Annotated in this window: 19 protein-coding genes and 2 pseudogenes; 9 read left to right on the top strand and 12 right to left on the bottom strand. The window is 69.1% G+C overall.

Features of this window, described 5'->3' with window-relative positions; genetic code table 11:
• A pseudogene (locus RJ05_RS15085) lies at positions 1–372 on the bottom strand (tryptophan synthase subunit beta); the annotation flags it as partial.
• 180 nt (positions 373–552) lie between these two features.
• Here RJ05_RS15085 and RJ05_RS15080 point away from each other — a divergent pair.
• Positions 553–1,020, top strand: coding sequence for a B-4DMT family transporter (locus tag RJ05_RS15080; RefSeq protein WP_228789010.1), 468 nt, complete (start codon positions 553–555; stop codon positions 1,018–1,020).
• A gap of 40 nt (positions 1,021–1,060) precedes the next feature.
• On the opposite strand, the gene aroB is transcribed toward RJ05_RS15080, so the two are convergent.
• The 6 genes and pseudogenes from aroB to RJ05_RS15055 form a co-directional block, all read right to left on the bottom strand.
• Positions 1,061–2,185 carry a 3-dehydroquinate synthase gene (gene aroB, locus RJ05_RS15075; protein WP_036537841.1) on the bottom strand — a complete coding sequence of 375 codons (1,125 nt, stop codon included), beginning with the start codon at positions 2,183–2,185 and terminating at the stop codon, positions 1,061–1,063.
• A 335-nt stretch (positions 2,186–2,520) separates the two neighbouring features.
• Positions 2,521–3,042, bottom strand: a pseudogene (locus RJ05_RS32340) (shikimate kinase); the annotation flags it as partial.
• A complete protein-coding gene (aroC, locus tag RJ05_RS15065) occupies positions 3,039–4,256 on the bottom strand; it encodes a chorismate synthase (protein ID WP_051016593.1) in 1,218 nt (405 codons plus the stop codon). The gene aroC and the pseudogene RJ05_RS32340, both read right to left, overlap by 4 nt.
• Positions 4,257–4,352: 96 nt before the next feature.
• Positions 4,353–4,916 carry a prepilin peptidase gene (locus RJ05_RS15060; protein ID WP_036537838.1) on the bottom strand — a complete coding sequence of 188 codons (564 nt, stop codon included), beginning with the start codon at positions 4,914–4,916 and terminating at the stop codon, positions 4,353–4,355.
• Between the two features lie 96 nt (positions 4,917–5,012).
• Positions 5,013–5,693 carry an acyl-CoA-like ligand-binding transcription factor gene (locus RJ05_RS29390; protein ID WP_138445511.1) on the bottom strand — a complete coding sequence of 227 codons (681 nt, stop codon included), beginning with the start codon at positions 5,691–5,693 and terminating at the stop codon, positions 5,013–5,015.
• 21 nt (positions 5,694–5,714) lie between these two features.
• Entirely contained in the window at positions 5,715–7,949 is a 2,235-nt protein-coding gene (locus RJ05_RS15055) for an MMPL family transporter (protein ID WP_036537837.1), read from the bottom strand.
• Positions 7,950–8,049: 100 nt separating this feature from the next.
• Between RJ05_RS15055 and RJ05_RS15050 the strand changes: the two genes are divergently transcribed.
• The 4 genes from RJ05_RS15050 to RJ05_RS15035 are packed head-to-tail and all read left to right on the top strand — an operon-like array spanning position 8,050 to position 10,549.
• Positions 8,050–9,177: a M24 family metallopeptidase gene (locus RJ05_RS15050; protein WP_036537836.1), complete on the top strand. Its 1,128-nt coding sequence runs from the start codon at positions 8,050–8,052 to the stop codon at positions 9,175–9,177.
• 35 nt (positions 9,178–9,212) lie between these two features.
• Positions 9,213–9,776 carry an elongation factor P gene (gene efp, locus RJ05_RS15045; protein WP_014351746.1) on the top strand — a complete coding sequence of 188 codons (564 nt, stop codon included), beginning with the start codon at positions 9,213–9,215 and terminating at the stop codon, positions 9,774–9,776.
• 6 nt (positions 9,777–9,782) lie between these two features.
• Positions 9,783–10,292, top strand: coding sequence for a transcription antitermination factor NusB (gene nusB / locus RJ05_RS15040; protein WP_036537835.1), 510 nt, complete (start codon positions 9,783–9,785; stop codon positions 10,290–10,292).
• Positions 10,292–10,549 (top strand): YciI family protein, encoded by a 258-nt coding sequence (locus tag RJ05_RS15035; RefSeq protein WP_036537845.1) that lies wholly within the window; start codon positions 10,292–10,294, stop codon positions 10,547–10,549. Before nusB ends, RJ05_RS15035 begins: the two co-directional genes overlap by 1 nt.
• Positions 10,550–10,614: 65 nt before the next feature.
• Here the strand turns inward: RJ05_RS15035 and RJ05_RS15030 are convergent, their stop codons facing one another.
• On the bottom strand, positions 10,615–12,063 hold the full coding sequence (locus RJ05_RS15030; protein WP_306306392.1) for an MFS transporter: 1,449 nt from the start codon (positions 12,061–12,063) through the stop codon (positions 10,615–10,617).
• A 47-nt stretch (positions 12,064–12,110) separates the two neighbouring features.
• Between RJ05_RS15030 and soxR the strand changes: the two genes are divergently transcribed.
• Entirely contained in the window at positions 12,111–12,590 is a 480-nt protein-coding gene (gene soxR, locus RJ05_RS15025; protein ID WP_036537834.1) for a redox-sensitive transcriptional activator SoxR, read from the top strand.
• Positions 12,591–12,791: 201 nt separating this feature from the next.
• On the opposite strand, the gene RJ05_RS15020 is transcribed toward soxR, so the two are convergent.
• A complete protein-coding gene (locus tag RJ05_RS15020; protein ID WP_036537833.1) occupies positions 12,792–14,258 on the bottom strand; it encodes a serpin family protein in 1,467 nt (488 codons plus the stop codon).
• A 378-nt stretch (positions 14,259–14,636) separates the two neighbouring features.
• On the opposite strand from RJ05_RS15020, the gene RJ05_RS15015 reads away from it, so the two are divergent.
• Positions 14,637–15,167: a DUF4334 domain-containing protein gene (locus RJ05_RS15015; protein WP_036537832.1), complete on the top strand. Its 531-nt coding sequence runs from the start codon at positions 14,637–14,639 to the stop codon at positions 15,165–15,167.
• Between the two features lie 88 nt (positions 15,168–15,255).
• Here the strand turns inward: RJ05_RS15015 and RJ05_RS15010 are convergent, their stop codons facing one another.
• Complete coding sequence (locus RJ05_RS15010; protein ID WP_036537831.1) at positions 15,256–16,230, bottom strand: quinone oxidoreductase family protein; 975 nt, start codon at positions 16,228–16,230, stop codon at positions 15,256–15,258.
• Between the two features lie 83 nt (positions 16,231–16,313).
• On the opposite strand from RJ05_RS15010, the gene RJ05_RS15005 reads away from it, so the two are divergent.
• Positions 16,314–16,889: a TetR/AcrR family transcriptional regulator gene (locus tag RJ05_RS15005; RefSeq protein ID WP_036537830.1), complete on the top strand. Its 576-nt coding sequence runs from the start codon at positions 16,314–16,316 to the stop codon at positions 16,887–16,889.
• Between the two features lie 204 nt (positions 16,890–17,093).
• Here RJ05_RS15005 and RJ05_RS15000 read toward each other — a convergent pair whose 3' ends face one another.
• Entirely contained in the window at positions 17,094–17,807 is a 714-nt protein-coding gene (locus tag RJ05_RS15000; protein WP_036537829.1) for an HD domain-containing protein, read from the bottom strand.
• Between the two features lie 252 nt (positions 17,808–18,059).
• Positions 18,060–18,686 (bottom strand): alpha-ketoglutarate-dependent dioxygenase AlkB, encoded by a 627-nt coding sequence (locus RJ05_RS14995; protein ID WP_036537828.1) that lies wholly within the window; start codon positions 18,684–18,686, stop codon positions 18,060–18,062.
• A 125-nt stretch (positions 18,687–18,811) separates the two neighbouring features.
• Here RJ05_RS14995 and cycA point away from each other — a divergent pair, with 125 nt between their 5' ends.
• Positions 18,812–20,290, top strand: a complete 1,479-nt coding sequence (gene cycA, locus RJ05_RS14990; RefSeq protein WP_036537827.1) for a D-serine/D-alanine/glycine transporter — start codon at positions 18,812–18,814, stop codon at positions 20,288–20,290.
• Positions 20,291–20,378: the final 88 nt, after the last annotated feature.

Raw genomic sequence — 20,378 nt, 5'->3', positions numbered from 1 at the left:
GACGATCCTCGTCTTGCCGAGGCGCTGCGCCAGCAGCGCCTGCCCGAGCGCGTTGTTGATCTTGTGCGAGCCGGTGTACGCCATATCCTCGCGTTTGAGATAGACCTTCAGACCGGGCACACCCAGTGTCGCGGCGAAGCGGGGCGCCTCGTGCAGCCGGGTGGGGCGGCCCACCCGATCGCGCAGCAGGGTGGTGAGGTGTTCGTCGAATGCCGGATCGGCGCGGGCCCGCCGATAGGCCCGCTCGAGATCGAGTAGTGCGGGCATGAGGCCTTCGGGAACGTAGCGCCCGCCGAACGCGCCGAATCTGCCGTTCTCGTCCGGGTAGACACCGTGCCGGTATGCCGGCTGCACTCCGAGATCGAGAACCATTCGCGCCTTCGCCTCCACAGTCGAGAACCGACCAGGAAGTCTCTACCAGTGCCGCGACCGCTTCACCATGGTTGGGAAACGCCGCGGTGAACTGGCGGTTATCGACTCCGGTTCCGACACGGCCAACTCTGTAACGGGTTCTAGTTTTGTGTGGAGGGGGTGGGGGTTATGGTGGTCGGCATGACAGCTTGGGTGTTGCGGGCCACAGTGCTCGGTGCGCTGGTCGTCGGCTTGCGGGTCCTGCTGGGGATCGGCATGGTGAACTGGCCGACGCAGGGCGCGTGGATGCGGTTGCTGTGCCTGGTGGTGATCATCGCCGCGGGCCTCGGATGGGGCTTTCTCGACGGCCGTCGCGACCGGGCCGCGCATCCGGGGGGCGATGGCGGCGCCGATCTGACCATTCCGTGGTTGAAGGCCGCGGTGGCGGGCGGCCTCGCCAGCGGCGCGGTGTCCTGGATCCTGGACCTGCTGCCTGGGTTCGCGCTCGGCGACAACGGGCTGCTGTTCGAAATGACCGCGGGCGCCTCGTTCATCGTGCTGCTGATCTTCATCCCGGCCCTGGCCGGAATCGCGCTCGGGCGCAGGCTCGGCAGTAAGGACGGCTCCGCCGCGGCCGGTACCCATCAGCCGGTAGCGACCGCGTCCTGACGCGGTGATCCCCCGGGCGGCCTCGGGGGATCACGAGGTCCTAGAGCAGGATCGCGCCGCCCGCACCGGGTTCGGGATCACGGGCGATCGCCGAATACGCGGCGGCAAGCAGTGTGGGATCGGGGCCTTCCAGCCGGCCGGGTTTGGCCAGGCCGTCCAGGACCACGAAACGCAGGACGCCCGAACGGGTCTTCTTGTCGGTCTGCATCGACTCGAGCAGCTGCGGCAGCGCATCGGCGTCGTAGGTGGTGGGCAGACCGACACTCTCCAGCACGGTGCGGTGCCGGTCGGCGGTGGCGTCGTCGAGGCGGCCGGCCAGCCTGCCGAGTTCGGCGGCGAACACCAAGCCCACCGAGACCGCGGCACCATGGCGCCAGCGGTAGCGTTCCCGACGCTCGATGGCGTGGCCGAGCGTGTGGCCGTAGTTGAGGATCTCGCGCAGCGCGGCTTCCTTCAGATCGGCCGCAACCACCTCCGCCTTGACCGCGATGGCACGACGGATCAATTCCGGCAGCACCTCGCCGGTGGGGTCGAGCGCGGCCTGCGGATCGGCCTCGATCAGATCCAGGATCACCGGATCGGCGATGAAACCGGCCTTGATGATCTCGGCCATGCCCGCGACGATCTCGTTGTGCGGCACCGTTTCCAGCGTCGCGAGATCGACCAGCACCGCCGAGGGTTCGTGGAAACAGCCCACCAGGTTCTTGCCGGCCTCGGTGTTGATACCGGTCTTGCCGCCGACGGCCGCGTCCACCATCGCCAGCAGGGTGGTGGGCACGTGCACGATCTTCACCCCGCGCATCCAGGTGGCGGCGACGAATCCGGCGAGGTCGGTGGCCGCGCCGCCGCCGAGGCTGACGATGACGTCGTTGCGGGTCAAGCCGATGCGGCCGAGCACCTCCCAGCAGAAACCGGCCACGGCCAGATCCTTGCCTGCTTCGGCGTCCGGGATCTCGATGCGATGGGCGTCGATCCCGGTGTCGGCCAGTGCTTTACGCACCACCTCGGCGGTTTCGGCCAGCGGCGGCTGGTGGAAGATCGCGACGGTACGCACGCCGGAACCGCTGCCGGTGACCGACTCGACGAGCTCGCCGAGCAAGCCACGGCCGATGATCACCGGATACGGGTCGGCGGTGCGGACCTCGATGCGACTCGGCTCTGTCACGTGCTCTGCTCCGATTCTGTGCGTTCCTGTTGGGTGCGTGCGCGAGCGCGAGCCCGGCGGGCCCTGGCTCGGCGGGACCGTCCGGTGGACGAGTTGCTCGCCGCGGCGCCGCTCTGGGCTGTCGCGGCAACACCGGACTGCCCGGTGCCGGGCGTCGCGGTCTGGTCGGTGGTCCCGGTCTGCCCGTTCGCGGCCGCCTGTGCCGCCCGGCGGGCCGCTGCCCTCGCCCTGGACCTGCGGCGGGCGCGTGACCTGCTGCTGCCCTGCGGGCTGGTGGTGCGCGGCCGGTTCTGCTGTTCGGTGCCCTCGCCCGCGACCGGTCGCACGGACTCCAGCGACAGCTTGCCCAGGATCATCTTCACCACCCGGCCCGGGCTGCGTCCGTCGGTGCGCACCCGCACTGTCGCGACCTCCCGGTACAGCGGTCGCCGGTGCCGCATCAGCTCGCGATATTTGGCACCGGGATCGGCGCCGTTGAGCAGCGGGCGGGCAGTGCTGGTCCCGGTGCGGCGAAGGCCTTCGGCCACACTGATTTCCAGGTACACCACGGTGTGCTCACGCAGCAGCGCCCTGGTGTTCTCCGAGAGCACCGCACCGCCGCCGAGGGACACCACACCGGGCTCGTCGAGGATGGCGCGGCGCACCACCTGCTCTTCGATCTGGCGGAACTCGGCCTCACCGTCGGTGGCGAAGATATCGGCGATGCTGCGCCCGGTTTCCTGTTCGATTCCGGCATCGGTGTCGTAGAGCTGCACGCCGAGTTCGCGCGCGAGCTTGCGGCCGATCGTCGATTTACCGGCCCCTGGCGGTCCGACCAGCACCACGCGCGGAGCGCGCGGCTCGGCCTGGGAGGTCATCGTGCCCGACTGTCCGCGTCGGTCGGCGCCACATGCGGACGGGTGCTGATGCGCTTGACGTAGCTGGTGATGTTGTCGCAGGTCTCGGTGAGCGAATCGCCGCCGAACTTCTCCAGCGCGGCCTGCGCGAGCACCAGCGCCACCATCGATTCGGCCACCACGCCGGCCGCGGGCACCGCGCACACATCCGAACGCTGGTGAATCGCGACGGCTTCCTCGCCGCTGCTCATATCGACCGTCGACAGCGCGCGCGGCACCGTGGAGATCGGCTTCATCGCCGCACGCACCCGCAGGGCTTCGCCATTGGTCATGCCGCCTTCCAGGCCGCCGGCCCGGTTGGTCGAGCGCAGCACGCCGTCGGGGCCGGGCTTCATCTCGTCGTGGGCCTGGCTGCCGCGCCGGCGCGCGGTCTCGAAACCGTCGCCCACCTCGACACCCTTGATCGCCTGAATGCCCATGAGCGCGGCGGCCAGTCGCGAGTCGAGGCGGTTTTCGCCGCTGGTGAAGGAGCCGAGACCGACCGGAAGTCCCTCCACCACGACCTCGACGACCCCGCCGAGGGTGTCGCCGTCCTTCTTGGCGGCTTCGATCTCGGCGATCATCGCCGCTTCGGCCTCGGCATCGAAGGCGCGCACCGGGCTGGCGTCGATCGCGTCCAGGTCGGCGGCGGTCGGGACGTGGCCGGTGGTGTTGGCGGCGGTACCGATCGAGATCACATGCGAGACGACCTCCACCCCGAACGCCTGGCGCAGGAACGCGCGCGCCACCGTGCCCGCCGCGACGCGGGCCGCGGTCTCGCGGGCGCTGGCGCGCTCGAGCACCGGGCGGGCGTCGTCGAAGCCGTACTTGAGCATGCCCGAGTAGTCGGCGTGGCCCGGGCGGGGGCGGGTCAGCGGCGCATTGCGTGCCAGATCGGCCAGTTCGGCCGGATCCACCGGGTCGGCGGACATGACCGTGGTCCACTTCGGCCATTCGGAGTTGGCCACCTCGATGGCGACCGGGCCACCCATGGTGCGACCGTGTCGGACACCGCCGACGATGGTGACCTTGTCGGCTTCGAACTTCATCCGGGCGCCGCGCCCGTACCCGAGCCGACGGCGCGCCAACTGCGCGGAGATCTCGTCCGACGTCACCTCGACACCGGCCACCATCCCGTCGAGGATGGCGACGAGAGCGGGACCATGGGATTCTCCAGCAGTTATCCAGCGCAGCACGCCGTCCATCTTTCCATGGCGACGCTCTCCGCCGGGAAACCGGTCCATCGTGATCAGCGGCACCCTCTCCGTCGGCGCCGAACGGTTGCCGCGTGGTCACCCGAACCCGATCGCGAGCAGCGTCGCCACGCACATCGACGGACCGTGCGGCACGGCGACCGGACCGGCCGTCGATGACGCTGCGGGCGCGCGGGTGCGAGACCTGTGCAGGCTGCGTCTCCAGCGCGGCCGCCGCGGGCCCCGGACCGATCCGGCGGATGAGCCGATCGGCTCGGCGGCCGGATCGGTCCGGCCACGTTCGCGCAGAGACATCGCGAGTGCCGCGATGCCGGCGACGGCGGTCAGCAGCGGCGCACCGATGGCGGCCCAGACCCACACCCGCCCGCCGCACATCCCAGCGGCCGCCCCGAGCCCGATGGCGAGCTTGACATCGCCGGCCCCGAACGCGGCCGGCGTCACCACGTGCACGATGAGATACGGCACGGCCAGCAGCGCAGCCCCGGCCAGAGCCGCGGCGAGCCTGCCGGTGCACCCCGCGTAGGCGAACACGACGGCCGCGCCGGGACCGGTGAGCAGATCAGGCAGCCGCCTGCTGCGAATATCGCTGACGCTCAATGCCATACACCAAGCAGCGAGCGCGATGAGCGCGAAGATCTCCATCCGTCGACAGTGACAGGGCGGCGGTCCGCGCGGGAGGCACCGAGGACCGATTGTGGATAACCGTGACGGCTGTGAATACCGCTCGATTCGCAGCTGTCAGAAGCTGAGTCCGGAGGCCAGCCGGTCGAGCGCGTCGTCGAACACCGACACCACGTCGCGATCGGGATTGTCCACCCAGCGGCGCATGAACCCGAGCGCTATACCGACGACCGCGCCGCTGAACCAGGCGATTTCCGGGTCGTCGCTGTCGCCTCCGGTCCGTTGCGCGACCAGATCGGCGATCGCGCGTTCGATGGCGAGCAGGTTGGTCAGCGTGGCCCCGCGCAGGCCCGGCTCATGCAACATCAGCCGGGTCCGGCGCCGGCCGAGTTCGATGTCGGCCTCCGACATCTCGGCGCTCACCTCGTGAAAGGCGGCGCGCAACGCTTCCACCGCGCTTGCCTCGGCCGGTTGTTCGGCCAGCTTGGTGAACAGCACGTTGTCGTACTCGTCGGAGATGACGAGATCTTCTTTGGTGGGGAAGTAGCGGTACACGGTGCTCGGGGCGACTTCGGCCGCCGCGGCCACCGCTTCGACCGGCGTCGCGTCATAACCGTTGGTCTCGAACAGGGTCATGGCATGGCGCTGGATGGCGGCCGCGGTCCTGGCCTTCTTGAGCTCGCGCAGCCCCCGGGCGGGCTTGGCCGCGCGTGGCGACGCCGTGGACCGGCCGGCCGTCGCACCGGAGGGTTGCTTTCCGGCTGCTGCGGATTGCTGATCTCCGACCGACGAACTCACCGTGTACCCCACTCCCTGTGCTCAATCCCGCGACGGCGGCTGACTCGATTCTGCAACAGCGGCCGCGTCCACCGTCTGTGCGCCGCGCGGGGTCGGCGCCACGGCGTCGGGTGCTCCAGCGCCGAGGTCATCGAGCTTGCGTCCCTCGACGTCGATCTCGGGCAGCAGTCGATCCAGCCATCCTGGCAGCCACCAGCCCTTCCGGCCCAGCAGCGACATCATGGCCGGCACCACCGTCATGCGGACCAGGAACGCATCGAAGAGCACCGCGGCCGCGAGGGCGAAACCGAAAGACTGCACCATCGGTGTGGCCGAGAACAGGAATCCGGCGAACACACTGATCATGATGATCGCGGCGGCGGTGACCACCCTGGCGCCCGCGGCGAAGCCGTCCACGATCGCGGCATCGGTGCTGCGTCCGCGCAGATGCTCCTCCCGCATGCGGGTCACCAGGAACACCTGGTAGTCCATCGCCAGCCCGAACACCATGCCGACCAACATCACCGGCAGCAGGTTGACGATGATGCCGGAGGACTGCACACCCAGCTGATCGTTGAACCAGCCCCACTGGAACACCGCGACCACCACGCCGAAGGTTGCCGCCACACTGAGCAGGAACCCGGCGGCCGCGACCAGCGGAACCAGCAAGGAACGGAATACCAGGATCAACAGCACGAAGGCCAGGCCGCCGACCAGAGCGAGGTAGGGCAGCAGCGCGGCCCGCAATTTCGCCGACGAGTCGATATCGAGGGCGGTCTGGCCGGTGACCATCACTCGCGCGGCACCCGGCAGTTCGGCGCGCCCGGCCTCGGTGCGGATGGCCTCGAGAACCTCAGCGGTGGCGGGATCGGCCGGACCGCGTTCGGGTATCACCGACAGCAATGCGGTGGCGCCGGTGGCGTCGAAGACCGGCGGCGCGATGGCCGCCACTCCGTCGAGGCCGTCGATGATCGTGCGCGCTCGGGCGGCCGCGGCGGGGGCGGCCCCGTCGGCGCCCGCGTCGACCACCACGGTGAGCGGGCCGTTGACGCCGGGGCCGAACCCGTCCGCGATCAGGTCGTAGGCCTTGCGCTGGGTGGTGTCGGCCGGCGCGGTGCCGTCGTCCGGGAAGCCGAGCCGCAGATCCAGCGCGGGCACCGCCGCCAGCAGCAGAATCGCTGTGGCGCCGAGCAGTACCGGCAGCCGGTGTCCTACCACGGTGGTGGCCCACCTCCTGCCCATCGTCATCCGGGCATTCCCGGTGCCGCGGCGCGGGCTACGCACCCGCACCAGCCGCGCGCCGCCGAAGCCGAGCAGGGCCGGCAAGAGCGTCAAGGCCGCGATCACCGCCATCGCGACGGTGAACGCCGCCGCCACGCCGACCTGAGTGAGTGCCGGGATGCCGACCACCGTCAATCCGGCCAGAGCGATGACCACGGTGAGACCGGCGAACAACACCGCCGAGCCGGCCCGCCCGACGGCCTGACCGGCGGCTTCGGGCAGCGCATAACCCTCGGCGGCGAGCTGGCGGTAGCGCAGGATGATGAACAGCGAGTAGTCGATGGCGACCGCGATGCCCAGCATCAGTGCCAGCGCCGAGGTATCGGTGTTCAGGTCGGCGAAGCCGCTCGCCGCGGTGATCATGGCCAGTCCGACGGTGAGCCCGGCGGCCGCCACCAGCAGCGGCAATCCGGCCGCCAGCAGTGAGCCGAGGGTGATCAGCAGCACCACCGCCGCCACCAGCACGCCGATGGTTTCGCCTGCGCCCTCATCGGGGGCGGCTGCGGCGTCGGCCCCGGCTTCGGCGGTCAACCCCGCCTCGCGGGCGATGATGAGCGCCGCAGCGACGGCGTCGCGATCGGCCTCGGTCAGTTCTTCCCGGCTCACCCGATACGACACCTCGATCAGGCCCGTTCGTCCGTCGGCGGCGATGGTGGCGGGGCCGAGGTCGCCGACCTGCGCGACATTCGGGCCGACCGCCAGCTGGTCACGGACCCGATCGATCTTCTGCCTCGCGTCCTCGAGGCGGTTGCCCTCCGGGGCCACCAGCACCACCCTCGCCGCGGCGCCGTTCGCGGCGGCATCGGGGAAGCGCTGCGTCATCAGATCGATGGCCCGCTGCGATTCGGTGCCGGGCACCGTGAACGTATCCGAGGTCGGTCCGGACAACGTGGCCGCTGCCCCGATCGCCCCGGCGATCACCGCGAGCCACACCACCACGACCAGGCCGCGGCGCCGGAAACTTCCGATTCCCAGCCGATAGAGCAGCACTGACATAGGAGACACCACCTATTTGCGAGTGAACTAGTAAATCGGAGTGTACTCCCAAAACCTGCTGGGGTGTCGAGTCCGCGGAGGACGGCGGTAGCTTTGACCCATGTCTGCTGATGCTGCGGGGCTGCGGCCCGACTACGCGGCGCGTCGAAGCGCGCTGCGGAGTCTGCTGGTGGAGAACGAGATCGACGGGCTGCTGGTCACCGACCTGGTCAACATCCGGTACCTGACCGGCTTCACCGGCTCGAACGCCGCACTGCTGGTGTCCTCCTGGGATGCGCACGGCGCCGAAGACCGCACCGTCATCAGTACCGACGGCCGCTATCGCACCCAGGTCGCCGAGCAGGTGCCCGACCTGCACGCCGACATCGTGCGCGCGTGCGCCCGCCGGGTCGTGGAACTGGCCGGCGAGTGGCAGCTCGGCCGCGTCGGCTACGAGAGCCACGTGGTCACCGTCGACGAGCACCGCGGCTTCGAGGAGCTCAGCACCGGTCTGGAACTGGTCGCCACACCCGGGCTCGTCGAACAGTTGCGCATGGTCAAGGACGCCTACGAGGTGGACCGGCTGCGCGCGGCGTGCGCGGTCGGCGACGCCGCGCTGGCCACCCTGCTCGACCGTGGCGCGCTGCGGCCCGGTCGCACCGAACGACAGGTGGCCCGCGACCTGGAATGGGCGATGTTCGAACACGGCGGCGAAGCCGTCGCCTTCGAGACCATCGTCGCCGCGGGAGCGAATTCGGCTGTCCCGCATCACCGTCCGACCGATGCGGTGCTGGCGACCGGCGACTTCGTGAAACTCGATTTCGGCGCGGTCGTCGGCGGCTACCACTCCGACATGACCCGAACGCTGGTACTCGGCCGCCCGGCCGACTGGCAGCGCGAGGTCTATGAACTGGTGCGCGAGGCGCAGCGGGCCGGGCGCGAGGCCCTGCGACCGGGTGTGCCGGTCGCCGATGTGGACGGTGCGGCCCGGGCCGTCATCGACGCCGCGGGTCACGGCGCGCTGTTCGTGCACGGACTCGGACACGGGGTCGGACTGCGTATCCACGAAGCGCCCGGAATCGCGAAAGCGGGCACGGGTACACTGCTGTCTGGCGTGGCGGTGACCGTCGAACCAGGTGTGTACTTTCCCGGCCGCGGCGGGGTCCGGATCGAGGACACGCTCGTGGTGCGCGAAGGGGGCCCGGAACTGCTCACCCGCACCAGCAAAGACCTGACCGTCGTCGAGTGACGCCGGTCGCCGAGAACCGAGGAGATCCGAAGACAGTGGCGGACACCAGCGACTTCAAGAACGGCCTCGTGCTGAAGATCGACAATCAGCTCCAGCAGATCGTCGAGTTCCAGCACGTGAAGCCGGGCAAGGGCCCCGCCTTCGTGCGGACCAAGCTGAAGAACGTGGTCTCCGGCAAGGTGGTCGACAAGACGTTCAACGCTGGTGTGAAGGTCGAAACCGCGACCGTCGACCGGCGCGATATGACCTACCTGTACCACGACGGCTCCGACTACATCTTCATGGACGGCGAGACCTACGACCAGATCCACCTGGGCGAGAACATCGTCGGCAAGGCCGGTGGCTTCCTGCTGGAGAACATGGGCGTGCAGATCGCCATGCACGAGGGCGAGGCGCTGTTCATCGAGCTTCCGGTCTCCATCGAGGTCGAGGTCACCCACACCGAGCCCGGCCTGCAGGGCGACCGCTCCAGCGCGGGCACCAAGCCGGCCACCATCGAGACCGGTGCCGAGGTGCAGGTCCCGCTGTTCATCAACGTGGGCGACAAGCTGAAGATCGACACCCGCGACGGCAGCTACATCAGCCGCGTCAACTCCTGACGCCGCATGGCGGACCAGCCCGCGGAGAAGAAACCCGCGTTCAAGAAACTCGGCGCACGCCACAAGGCCAGGCGTCGCGCGGTGGATCTGCTGTTCGAAGCCGAGGCCCGCGATATCGACCCCGCTGATCTGATCGACGAGCGGGTCGAGCTGTCGGTCACCGATCAGGCCGTCGCGCCGGTGCACGCCTACACCCGCACGCTGGTGGAAGGCGTCGCCGACGACCTCGACCAGGTCGACGGCACCATCGAGTCCTACCTGCAGGACTGGACGCTGTCGCGGCTGCCCGCCGTCGACCGCGCGATCCTGCGGATCGCGGTGTGGGAGTTGTTCCACGCCAATGATGTGCCGCCGGTGGTGGCGGTCGACGAGGCGGTGGAACTGGCCAAGGAGCTGTCCACCGACGACTCCCCGTCGTTCGTCAACGGTGTGCTCGGTCAGGTGGTGCTGGTGGCGCCGCAGGTCCGCGCGGCGGCCGCGGCCACCCGTGCGCCGCGTCCCGAACCGGAGCAGTGATGCACAAGTACCTGGTCATGGTCATGCGCACACCGCGGTTCGATCCGGCCGTGGTGGAACCGCATAAGCAGTTCCTCGCCGAACTGCGGGCCAAGGGCATGCTGCAGGAAACCGGTCGCTTCACCGACGGCACCGGTGGTGCCTATATCGTGCTGGCCGATTCGCTCGATCAGGCCCGCGAGATCGTCTACACCGATCCGGTACATACGACCGGGGCATCGGAAGTCACGGTGTACGAGTGGGAGATCACCGGCTGACGCCATCGAGACGCCGAATCGGTCCCGGTCGTGAACCTCTCGAGGTTCGGCCGGGACCGATTCGTCTACCGGCCCGCTGCCGGTCGGCTCCGAGGTGTCGCCCGCAACGCGGTGACAGTTCCGGCGACGGTGATCGCCGCGATCCCGAAGGTCATCAGTCGTGAGGAATGGAGAACCGAATCACCGCCGAGGTTGACCAAGGTGCCGGCGACGGCGGAGGTCACGGTGTAGGCGATGAGTTGGGTGGTGCTCAACGCCGCCGCGGCCTTGGCGCCCTCGTTCTCGTCGGTCGTACTGGACATCGCGGCAACGCTCAGGTGCGGGAAGGCCAGGCCGATACCTGTGCCCGCCAGGAAAAGCGCTGCGGCCCAGAGCAGGACGAGAACGACCGCGGCGTCCGCGGACTGGGCGAACCCGTAGGCGAGTAGGCCACCGGTGAGCAGAACCGGTGCGATCCGGACCGCGCGGCGCGCCGCGGCCGGGCCGAGGTTGACGCTGAACAGCTGCGACACCACCCACCCGATGGAAAGAGCCGCGCCGAGCAGTCCCGCGGCGAACGGTGCCAGATTGCCGAGCTCCTGACCGAACAGTGGAATGAAGTTCTCGGTCATCACACCCGCGCACAGCGCCGCGACAGTGAGGTACACCCACTTGAGCGGGTTGTCGCGCTGATAGGTCGAGCGCGGCAGAACCGAGGACGAGCCACGCTTCTCGGCGACGAGGAACAGGGCGAGCAAGACCGCGCCCGCGGCCATGCACCCCGCTGTGGGCCATCCCGAGGCCACCGTAGAACTGATGCTGAACACCGCCGCCGCGGCAGTGAGCAGTGACAGCGACAGCATCGGCACCGCGCTGTGTTCGGCCGCTGCCGCGGTGCGCGGCGGCAAGGCGCGATAGCCGAGCACCGCCAGCGCCACCGCGGCGAGCAGGAGCAGAGCGTAGGCCCAGCGCCAGCCGCCGACCTGGGCGAACGCACCGCCGAGGGTTGGGCCTACCAGCGTGCCGACGCCCCACATCGCCGACACCAGTCCCGCGGCCCGTGCCCACAGATGGCTGGGGAGCGCGGCCCTGATCACTGCATAGCCGAGCCCGGCCAGCAACCCGCCGCCGAAGCCCTGGATGACGCGCCCGGCCAGCAGCAGTTCCATCGTCGGGCTCAGGGCGTTGGCCGCGGCGCCGATCGCGAAGGTGAGAAAGCCGACGAGGTAGGCGCCCCGCACGCCACGATTCCCGAGTATTCGGCTGACCAGCATGGACGCGATGACCGCCGCCATCAGGAACCCTGTCGCGACCCATGCGTAGTAGTCGGCGCCACCGATGTCGTCGACGATCGACGGCATGAGCGCGGCGGTGAAATACAGGTTCATCGCGTAGAGGGCGACGCCGCCGGCCAGGACCGCGACGCTCGCGATATGCCTGCGGGACAACAACTCACCCCAGCCGCCGGTGACCGGAGGCAGCGTTGGTGGATCGTCGGAGGGCTTTTCGTGCTCATCGAGCGAGGTGGAAGTCACGAGCAGCTACGCTAAAACTTAAAGCTCACTTGAAGTCAAGGAGTCCGATGTCGAAACCGGCACCCACCGACCTGCTGACGGTCGGAGAGGTGGCTCAGCGCGCGGGCATCGCCACGTCCGCGGTTCGGTTCTACGAGGACCAAGGGCTGATCACCTCGATTCGCACCTCGGGTAATCAGCGACGCTTCCGCAGGCATGTGCTGCGCAGGCTGTCGCTGATCCTGGTCGCCAAGCGTCTCGGGATCCCGCTCACCGAGGTCGCCGAGGTCTTCGCCTCGTTGCCGGAGGACCGCATGCCGAGTAAACGCGATTGGCAACGGATCTCGCGGCGCTGGCAATCGCATCTGGCCGCACGCCGACGCGAACTGGAAGCCCTCGAACGCGAACTCACCGGGTGCATCGGCTGTGGCTGTCTGTCGCTGCAAACCTGCTGGGTGCTCAACCCCGGCGACTCACTCAGCGACGAGGGACCGGGTCCGCGTCGATTGCCGCATGAGGACGCCGCGAGCGTCGACTATCGGGACTGACCGGGTCTCGCCGGTCCACCTGGTCGGCAGTGCGCGGGCACCGGACCCGGGGTGCGTCGAAGCGGCGTAACAAGGCGATTCCTCGGCGGGTAACGCGAATATCGCGCGACGGTCGCTTATCGCGCGACGGCTCGGCGTGAATGAGCCCCGTGTGGACCGTCGCGTGGGATGCGTTCGACGTCGGATCACCCACCGGTCGCGTCACGGTGCGGACGGCGGCCACGGTGGAGGCGGCGAGGGCGGGCGACGCAGGGGAGTCGTCGGTGCATCCGAGGCCGGTGGCCAGGGCGGCGCGGGTGGCCGGTGCGTCCGCGGGGCGGGCGCCGGGAGTGGTGGCCGGGTCGGGGTGGGAGGCGGGGGCGGAGCCATGGCCGGGCCGAACGGTGATGGGGCCGGATGCCGTGGCGGTGGAGCCGAACGCGGCGGCGGCGACACCGGCACCGGCTGGGGACGTCTCCGGACGGGCACCGGGGTGGCCGATGCGGTGTTCTGATCGCGCACGGCAGGCCGGTGCTGCGCGGGCCGGGAGGCGATCCAGCCGGCCACGATGACGAGGCCGGTGGGGCGGTGGACGGCGAGGAAACCGAAAGGGCGGTCGAAGGTCGCGCTGCACACGGTGATTCGGTGTTCGGTCGGCGGTGGCGGCATGCTGCCGGGGGCGAGGGTGAACGCGGTGACTGCCGCGGCTTCGAATCCGTCCTTGGTGAAGCGGGCCAGCACGTCCTGTGCGCCCCTGTCGATCATCAACGGCGCCGGGGAGATTCCGGGGAACCAATGGCCCGGTGTCTTCGCCGTGGTCACGCCGAACAGCGCGGCGAGGCGGGGCTCGAGCAGGTCATGCTTGGATCGCACATCGAAGGGCGGCAATCGCAGCCGGAGTTGGTGCCGGTTCTTCAGTGAAATCTCTTCGCGCACCGTCAGCCCGGGCCCGGTGGTGCCGACCGGCAGGTCGGTCCGCACCTCGACTGCCCCGGCCAGCGCGTCGACTCCGGTAGCGAGCACGTGGGCGGGAGTCGCGGGGCCTTGCAGAAGGTGGATATCGACATCAGTCGTGCCTTGCACAACGATGCGGGTCACCGGATGTGGTCCGTCCAGAATCGCCGCGTCCCGCAGGCTGCCGGTGGTGCGTGACAACGCTGTCACCGGCGATCCCTGCCACGGACCGGACTCGGGTGTCATCGTCGTCTCGCGGAACGGCTTCTGCCACGTTGTGCGCGCCACCAGCGCGGTCGCCAGAACGAGTTGAGTCAGATCGTTGATCTGCACCGGAAACTTCTTGATCAGCCCCAGGGTGTGCCGATCGGCCCACTCGTCGAGAGCGGCTTGGTCGGTGAGCAGATCGACGGTGCCGACCGGCAGACCGCTGAGCCACTCGTCGTTCAGTGCCAGCCTGCGGTTGACCCACACGCCGAGTGCTGCCGAGAGGTCGACGGAATCATTCATCGCCGCCACGAGTCGCAGCGCCATCGAATGCGCTGTGCTGCCGGGCATCCCGATGGCCGCTTCGAGTTCGGCCCGCGCCGGCCCGCCCGCCGCCGAGGCCATCAGGCCGAGCAATGGCCACAGTCCGGCACCGGAGAGGACGAAATCTCCGCCGCCGGCCATATCGCACCAGCGGCGAGTGAGGTGATTGGCGGCATCGACGTGTGGTTCGAGCACGGTCCGCATCCGTTCACCCTATCCGCGGCGCGGCGGGAGCGTCCGCGTATCCCGGGTCGGGCCTGCCCGGTATCACTGGCCTGCCGCACAGGAAGTGTTGCCAGGCGGGAAGTTTCGGACCGATCGCGCCGAGGTGGGAAGCCGCCGAGCCAACTCCGAGCTCCCGCCGGGTGGGTGTACAGGACCCCGGCGGGAGCGCGAGCGACGAGCCGCGAACGGCTCGAATCGAGTGCGGAGCTCGGCCGCGAAGCCGGACCCGCTCTCGGCATCGATCTTGCTTCCTCAACCACACTCGAGGTCAAATCCCGGTCGGTGCCCGATCGCCACCAGGGATTGAGAGACAGATAGACTTTCCTTCCCAACATTGCGACGGTGAGGAGTCGGGCGATGACCGAAGATCAGCGCACGGTATTGCGTGGACGCTGCACGCCGGAGCAGGCGTGGGCGGTGTTCGACGAACTGCCCGCCGCCCCCGTCTCCGAAGTGACCACCGGACGCTGGCGTGGCAGCGAAATCGACACCGGTCACCCGTGGGCCGGCGTGCTCGTGGAATCCGGCTGGTACGGCAAGCAATTCGACAGCGCCGACGCGGTGCATCCACTGCTGTTCTCCGATGAGAACGGTTCGATCTTCGCCGTCGATCCGCGCCGTGCCCCACTGGGACTGGCCGGTCGATTCCCGGCCACCTGGCTGCGCCCGGTGCGCAACAACCTGCGCTTCCTCGCTCCTGCGCTGCGCACCAAGAAGCCGACGGCGCGGTTGCGCGATATCGAGTACCGTGGCGTGGTCAGCGCGGCCATGGTCTACGACCATCTGCCGATCATCGATCACTTCCGGCGCCTCGACGAGGACGCGCTGCTCGGCGTCATGGACATGCGCGGACTGGCCGAGCCCTACTTCTTCCTGCTCGAACGCTGACTTCCTGCTCGAACGCTGACGCACGAGCCGATCGTCGGCGAAGCCATGGCGCTGATCTCGCAGCCGTGATCAGCGCCCGGCCTGCCCGCTACCGATTCCCGCCGGGCCGCAGAATGATCTTGCCGAGCGGGGCGCGTGATTCGACCAGCTCATGCGCCTTGGCCGCGTCTTCGAGCGGCAGCGTCGTCTCGACGGCGGGGACGAGTGCGTGGACTCGGTCGAGGATGTCGGCTCGGTGTGGCGCAAGGCTCGCGAGCCAGGCGGGTCCAGCGCAGCCGACGAGGGTGAGCCCACGGGGGAGGAGATCGCCGGCCGACACCTGGGCCGGCGCACCGGAGAGCCAGCCGTAGCTGAGCATGCGCCCGCTGCCCGGGGTCATCACATCGAGCAGCGGTGCGGCGGAGGAGCCGCCGATGGAATCGAAGACGACATCGACGGTGGCATCACCGAGCCGGGCGCGCAAGGTTTCGGTCCAGTCATCGTCACGGTGATCGACCACGTCGGCGGCACCGAGCTCGCGGGTCCGCTCCCGCTTGGCCGCATCGCCCGCGGTGGCGATCACCCGCGCCGCGCCGAACTGCTCGGCGAGCTGGACCAGATAGCTGCCGACGCCCGTCGCGCCCGCTTCCACCAGCACCGTCTCGGTGCCGGTGAGGCGCGCGGCCTTCAGCAGTGCGAGCGCGACCGATCCGCTCATCACCGCCGCCGCGGCATCGTCGGCGGAAACGCCGGCCGGGATGGGGGTTGCGGATTCGGCGGAGGCGCGGACGAATTCGGCATACGAGCCCGCACCCGCTGTCTCCACGACAACGCGCCGCCCGACCAGATCCCGATCTGCTCCGGCACCCACCTCGACCACCTCGCCGGCCGCCTGGAATCCGAAAACGGCGGGAAGCTCGGCCGCCATCGGGAAAACGCCGGAGCGCAAGAGGGTTTCCGGGTAGAGGACCGGGATCGCTTCGGTGCGAATCAGTACCTCACCGGCCTCGGGGCGCGGCTCGGGGACCTCGCGCGCGACCAGAACCTCGGGCCCACCGGTTCCCGTCATTACGATTGCCTGCATCAGAACTCTATAACTTGACTGACAGTCCACTTGTCACCACGACGATATGGACCGCCGGTCAACTTGTCAATGAAAGTGGTGCGATGACCGACCGCCGCCCGGCCGAACGCGCGGATGCCGCGCGCAATCGGCGCGCGATCCTGGACGCGACCAGGGCTCTGCTCGCCGAGCAGGGCGCCGAGGCGATCACGATGGACCGCGTCGCGGCGGCCGCGGGCGTCGGCAAGGGGACCATCTTCCATCGCTTCGGCAACCGCGCCGGGCTGCTGCACGAGATGGTCGCCGAGAGTGCAGTGACGCTGATGAACGCGGTCAAGGAGGGGCCGCCGCCGCTGGGGCCTGGCGCGCCGGCGGGGGAGCGGCTCGTCGCATTCTTCGAGGCGATGGCATGGCTGGTGATCGACAATCTCGAGCTCATGGCCGCCTACCGCAACGAGCCCCCGCATCCGAGAACCGCTGAGTTCCATCAATTCTGGTTCGACCACATCACCGCGTTGCTGCGCGAGACCCGCCCCGACGTGGACGCCGAAGTCATGGGGCGGCTACTGCTGGATAGTCTGGCCGGGCCGACCGTGCCCGATCTGGTGCGATCGGGGGAGACCGATCGGGTGCCGGCGGCGGTGCGCGCGCTGACGGAATCGGTCCTGCGGGTCCCGTGACATTCGCCGACCGCGCCCGCCGCTCCGGTGCTGTAGCGGATATGGTGCCGAGGCCCGTGATCCACCCCGCGCGGTGAGCCTCCTGGCGAAGCGGGTGGCCGCCGCGGGTCACGCGCTCGGCGGCACCGCGAGTGCTGCGGCCGACGGGTTCGGCTGCTCGGCAGGGTGGCGGCGGGTCCGGCGGGGAAATGCGGCGCCGTTGACTCAGCGTGGTGCCAGGATGGCGTCGAAACGTTGATCGGCCAGGTCGAGTTGCTCGAGGATGTGTACCTTGACGTGCTCGGCGAGCGGGGTGTCCGCCCGCAAGACCAGGTCGCGGTAGACGTCGGTGAGTGGCCGGTATTTGGTGGCGAGTTTGTGCAGGACCGGGCCGGTGGCGTACAGGATGCCCACGCCGTTGTCGGTGAAATCCGACAACTTGACCACTCTGGCCCATGGCGCCCGCTCGAGTTCGGTGATGACGTGCTCGCGGTACTGCTCGTGCCGGTCGCGGGCGGGGTCGGGCGCCGGATTGGTCACCGAGGCGACGATATCGGCGACGCGGGAACCGAAACGCTCGGTGAGGGCGGCCAGTGCGGCCGACGTCGGCGATCCGGACCGCGCGCCCGCCAATGCGGTGGGATGGTCTTCCACCGAGTCGTGCAGCAGCCCGGCGATCACCACCTCGGTGTCGCGCACCTCGTAGTGGCTGGCGATCCGGATCGCCACGCGCAGTAGATGATTGATGTACGGCTCGCGCCCGTATCGGTCGTCGCGATGCAGTTCGGTGGCCAAGTCGAGTGCGGCCGTGAGCTGCTCGGCGCCGGGTAGCTCCGCCGTCTCCAACTCGAATCGCCCGCGCAGACCGTCTTCACCGTAGACATCGCTGATCGTGTGCAGCGGCATCACCGCCAGCACCCCCGCCCCAGGATCATTCATGGAGCAAATGTAGCGGCCGGGTACGACACTGTGCTGTGGCCGCCGCCACGTTTCGGATCACGATGCGCCGAAAATCCGTTGCCTGCCGGATGTGTCGTGGTGTCTGCCCGCACGACGCGAGCTGCGAAGGTGAGGTGCGAGGGGCGCGCGACAGCTGCTACCGCGCCGGGCCGCGGCGACCGATCGTGCCGCGGTCGTTGGGGCGCAACGCGCTCCCGGTGATCGACGCGGGGTGACCCGGCGCCCGCTACCTCAACGCACGTTGCGCGGTCGGAACTGAATGCTGATGCGGGGCCCGACGGGTTTGCGGGTCTTGGGGACCGCGTGCTCCCAGGTGCGCTGGCAGGATCCGCCCATGACGAACAGATCGCCGTGGCCCGGGTGGAAGCGCAGGCTCTCGCCGCCGCCCTTGGGCCGCAACAGCAGTGGGCGAGGCGCGCCCAGCGACACGATGGCGACCATGGTGTCGTTGCGGGCGCCGCGTCCGATGGTGTCGCCGTGCCAGGCGACGCTGTCGCGCCCGTCGCGGTAGAAGCACAACCCTGCCGTGCGGAACGGCTCACCCAGCTCGGCCCGGTAATGCGCGGTGAGGGCCTGGCGGGCTTGACCGAGCAGCGGGTCGGGTAGCGGGTCGGCTTCGTCGTAGAAGCACAGCAGCCGCGGCACATCGACCACCCGGTCGTACATCGGCCGCCGCTCGGCGCGCCACGGTACCGCCGACGCCAGCTGCTCGAACAGCTCGTCGGCTCCGCTGAGCCAACCGGGTAGCTGGTCCACCCAGGCGCCCGCGGCGAGACGGGTGCGGCGCACGCCTGCCAGCGGCCCCAACCCGGTCTCGCCGAGCCCGTCGAACAGCGATCCCTGTAGCGGCATGGACATGCGACAGAGCCTAACGCTATTCGAACATATGTGCTAGTAGCCCGTGTGCATACCCTATCCGCCGGGCCCGCGTCCGTCGCCGGATGGTCGAATGGGCTCTTCGCGCTTGATTCGGAGGGAGTTCCATGGCCGTGCTGCAGAGCGACGGAGGTTCGGGGGACAAGGAGAATCCGGCGGGGGGACCCGAGGGGCCCGGACATCTGAGTCGCCAGCTGGCCAACCGGCACATTCAGCTGATCGCGATCGGCGGCGCCATCGGCACCGGCCTGTTCATGGGCTCGGGTAAGACGATTTCGCTGGCGGGGCCTTCGGTGATCCTCGTCTACATGATCATCGGGTTCTTCCTGTTCTTCGTCATGCGGGCGATGGGCGAGCTGCTGCTGTCGAACTCCGACTACAAATCGTTCAGCGATTTCGCCGGTGATCTGCTCGGTCCGTGGGCGGGGTTCTTCACCGGCTGGACCTATTGGTTCTGCTGGGTGGTCACCGGTATCGCCGACGTGGTCGCGATCGCCGGTTATGTCGCCTACTGGTGGCCGGAGCTGCCGCTGTGGATTCCCGCGCTGGTTTGTATCGCGGTGCTGCTGGTGCTGAACCTGCCCACCGTTCGCGCGTTCGGCGAGACCGAGTTCTGGTTCGCGTTGATCAAGGTGATCGCCATCGGCGCGCTGATCGTGACCGGTCTGGTGATGGTGCTGACCGGCTTCACCGGTGACAGCGGCAGCACCGCTTCGATCGCGAACCTGTGGAACGACGGCGGCTTCTTCCCGATGGGCCCGATGGGCTTCGTCGCGGGCTTCCAGATCGCGGTCTTCGCCTTCGTCGGCATCGAGTTGGTCGGCACCACCGCGGCCGAGGCCAAGGATCCGGAGCGGACACTGCCGCGCGCGGTGAACTCCATTCCGGTCCGCGTGCTGCTGTTCTATGTGGGCGCGCTGATCGTCATCTGCGCGGTGACGCCGTGGCGGGAGGTCTCGGCCGACGAGAGCCCGTTCGTGGCGATGTTCAGCCTGGCCGGCCTCGGGATCGCGGCGAGCGTGGTGAACTTCGTCGTGCTCACCAGCGCCACCTCCAGCGCGAACTCCGGTATCTACTCCACCTCGCGGATGGTTTACGGCCTGGCCGGTGACGGCGACGCACCCGCCATCTTCGGCAAGCTCTCGCCGCGCCGGGTGCCGGCCAACGCGTTGCGGTTCTCGTGCGCGTTCCTGATGATCGGCGTGGTGCTGCTCTACGCGGGACAGTCGATCGTGGAGGCGTTCACCGTGGTGACCACGATCTCGTCGCTGTGCTTCATGTTCGTGTGGACCATGATCCTGGCCAGCTATCTGGCCTTCCGGCGCCGCCGCCCGCACCTGCACGAGGCCTCGAAGTTCAAGATGCCCGGTGGTATCCCGATGGTCTGGGCCGTGCTCGCGTTCTTCGTGTTCCTGATCTGGGCGCTCACCCAGGAGTCCGACACCCTGCAGGCGCTGCTGGTGACGCCGATCTGGTTCGCGGTGCTCGGACTGGCCTACCTGGTGGTCCGGCGCAGCCCGCACCACAAGGCGCTGCGCGATCAGCACCGCGACAAGGTCCTCGCCGAAACCTCGGCACTGCGCTGACCGGCTGTCGGCCCTGATCGGAGTAGGGCATCGCTCGCGTGTGGGGCCGCGGCGGTGTACCTGCCCGGCCAGTTCGATGAGGCACGCT

The sequence above is a fragment of the Nocardia cyriacigeorgica NBRC 100375 genome (genome assembly GCF_000308555.1).
GTDB lineage: Bacteria > Actinomycetota > Actinomycetes > Mycobacteriales > Mycobacteriaceae > Nocardia > Nocardia cyriacigeorgica.
This window is presented reverse-complemented; position numbering and strand designations above follow the sequence as displayed.

Bases quoted from the DNA above. Each gene is read 5' to 3' on its own strand.
- RJ05_RS15080 (WP_228789010.1), top strand. From the start codon at position 553: ATGACAGCTTGGGTGTTGCGGGCCACAGTGCTCGGTGCGCTGGTCGTC.
- RJ05_RS15060 (WP_036537838.1), bottom strand. From the start codon at position 4,916: ATGGAGATCTTCGCGCTCATCGCGCTCGCTGCTTGGTGTATGGCATTG.
- RJ05_RS15055 (WP_036537837.1), bottom strand. From the start codon at position 7,949: ATGTCAGTGCTGCTCTATCGGCTGGGAATCGGAAGTTTCCGGCGCCGC.
- RJ05_RS15050 (WP_036537836.1), top strand. From the start codon at position 8,050: ATGTCTGCTGATGCTGCGGGGCTGCGGCCCGACTACGCGGCGCGTCGA.
- nusB (WP_036537835.1), top strand. From the start codon at position 9,783: ATGGCGGACCAGCCCGCGGAGAAGAAACCCGCGTTCAAGAAACTCGGC.
- RJ05_RS15035 (WP_036537845.1), top strand. From the start codon at position 10,292: ATGCACAAGTACCTGGTCATGGTCATGCGCACACCGCGGTTCGATCCG.
- soxR (WP_036537834.1), top strand. From the start codon at position 12,111: ATGTCGAAACCGGCACCCACCGACCTGCTGACGGTCGGAGAGGTGGCT.
- RJ05_RS15020 (WP_036537833.1), bottom strand. From the start codon at position 14,258: ATGCGGACCGTGCTCGAACCACACGTCGATGCCGCCAATCACCTCACT.
- RJ05_RS15015 (WP_036537832.1), top strand. From the start codon at position 14,637: ATGACCGAAGATCAGCGCACGGTATTGCGTGGACGCTGCACGCCGGAG.
- RJ05_RS15010 (WP_036537831.1), bottom strand. From the start codon at position 16,230: ATGCAGGCAATCGTAATGACGGGAACCGGTGGGCCCGAGGTTCTGGTC.
- RJ05_RS15005 (WP_036537830.1), top strand. From the start codon at position 16,314: ATGACCGACCGCCGCCCGGCCGAACGCGCGGATGCCGCGCGCAATCGG.
- RJ05_RS15000 (WP_036537829.1), bottom strand. From the start codon at position 17,807: ATGAATGATCCTGGGGCGGGGGTGCTGGCGGTGATGCCGCTGCACACG.
- RJ05_RS14995 (WP_036537828.1), bottom strand. From the start codon at position 18,686: ATGTCCATGCCGCTACAGGGATCGCTGTTCGACGGGCTCGGCGAGACC.
- cycA (WP_036537827.1), top strand. From the start codon at position 18,812: ATGGCCGTGCTGCAGAGCGACGGAGGTTCGGGGGACAAGGAGAATCCG.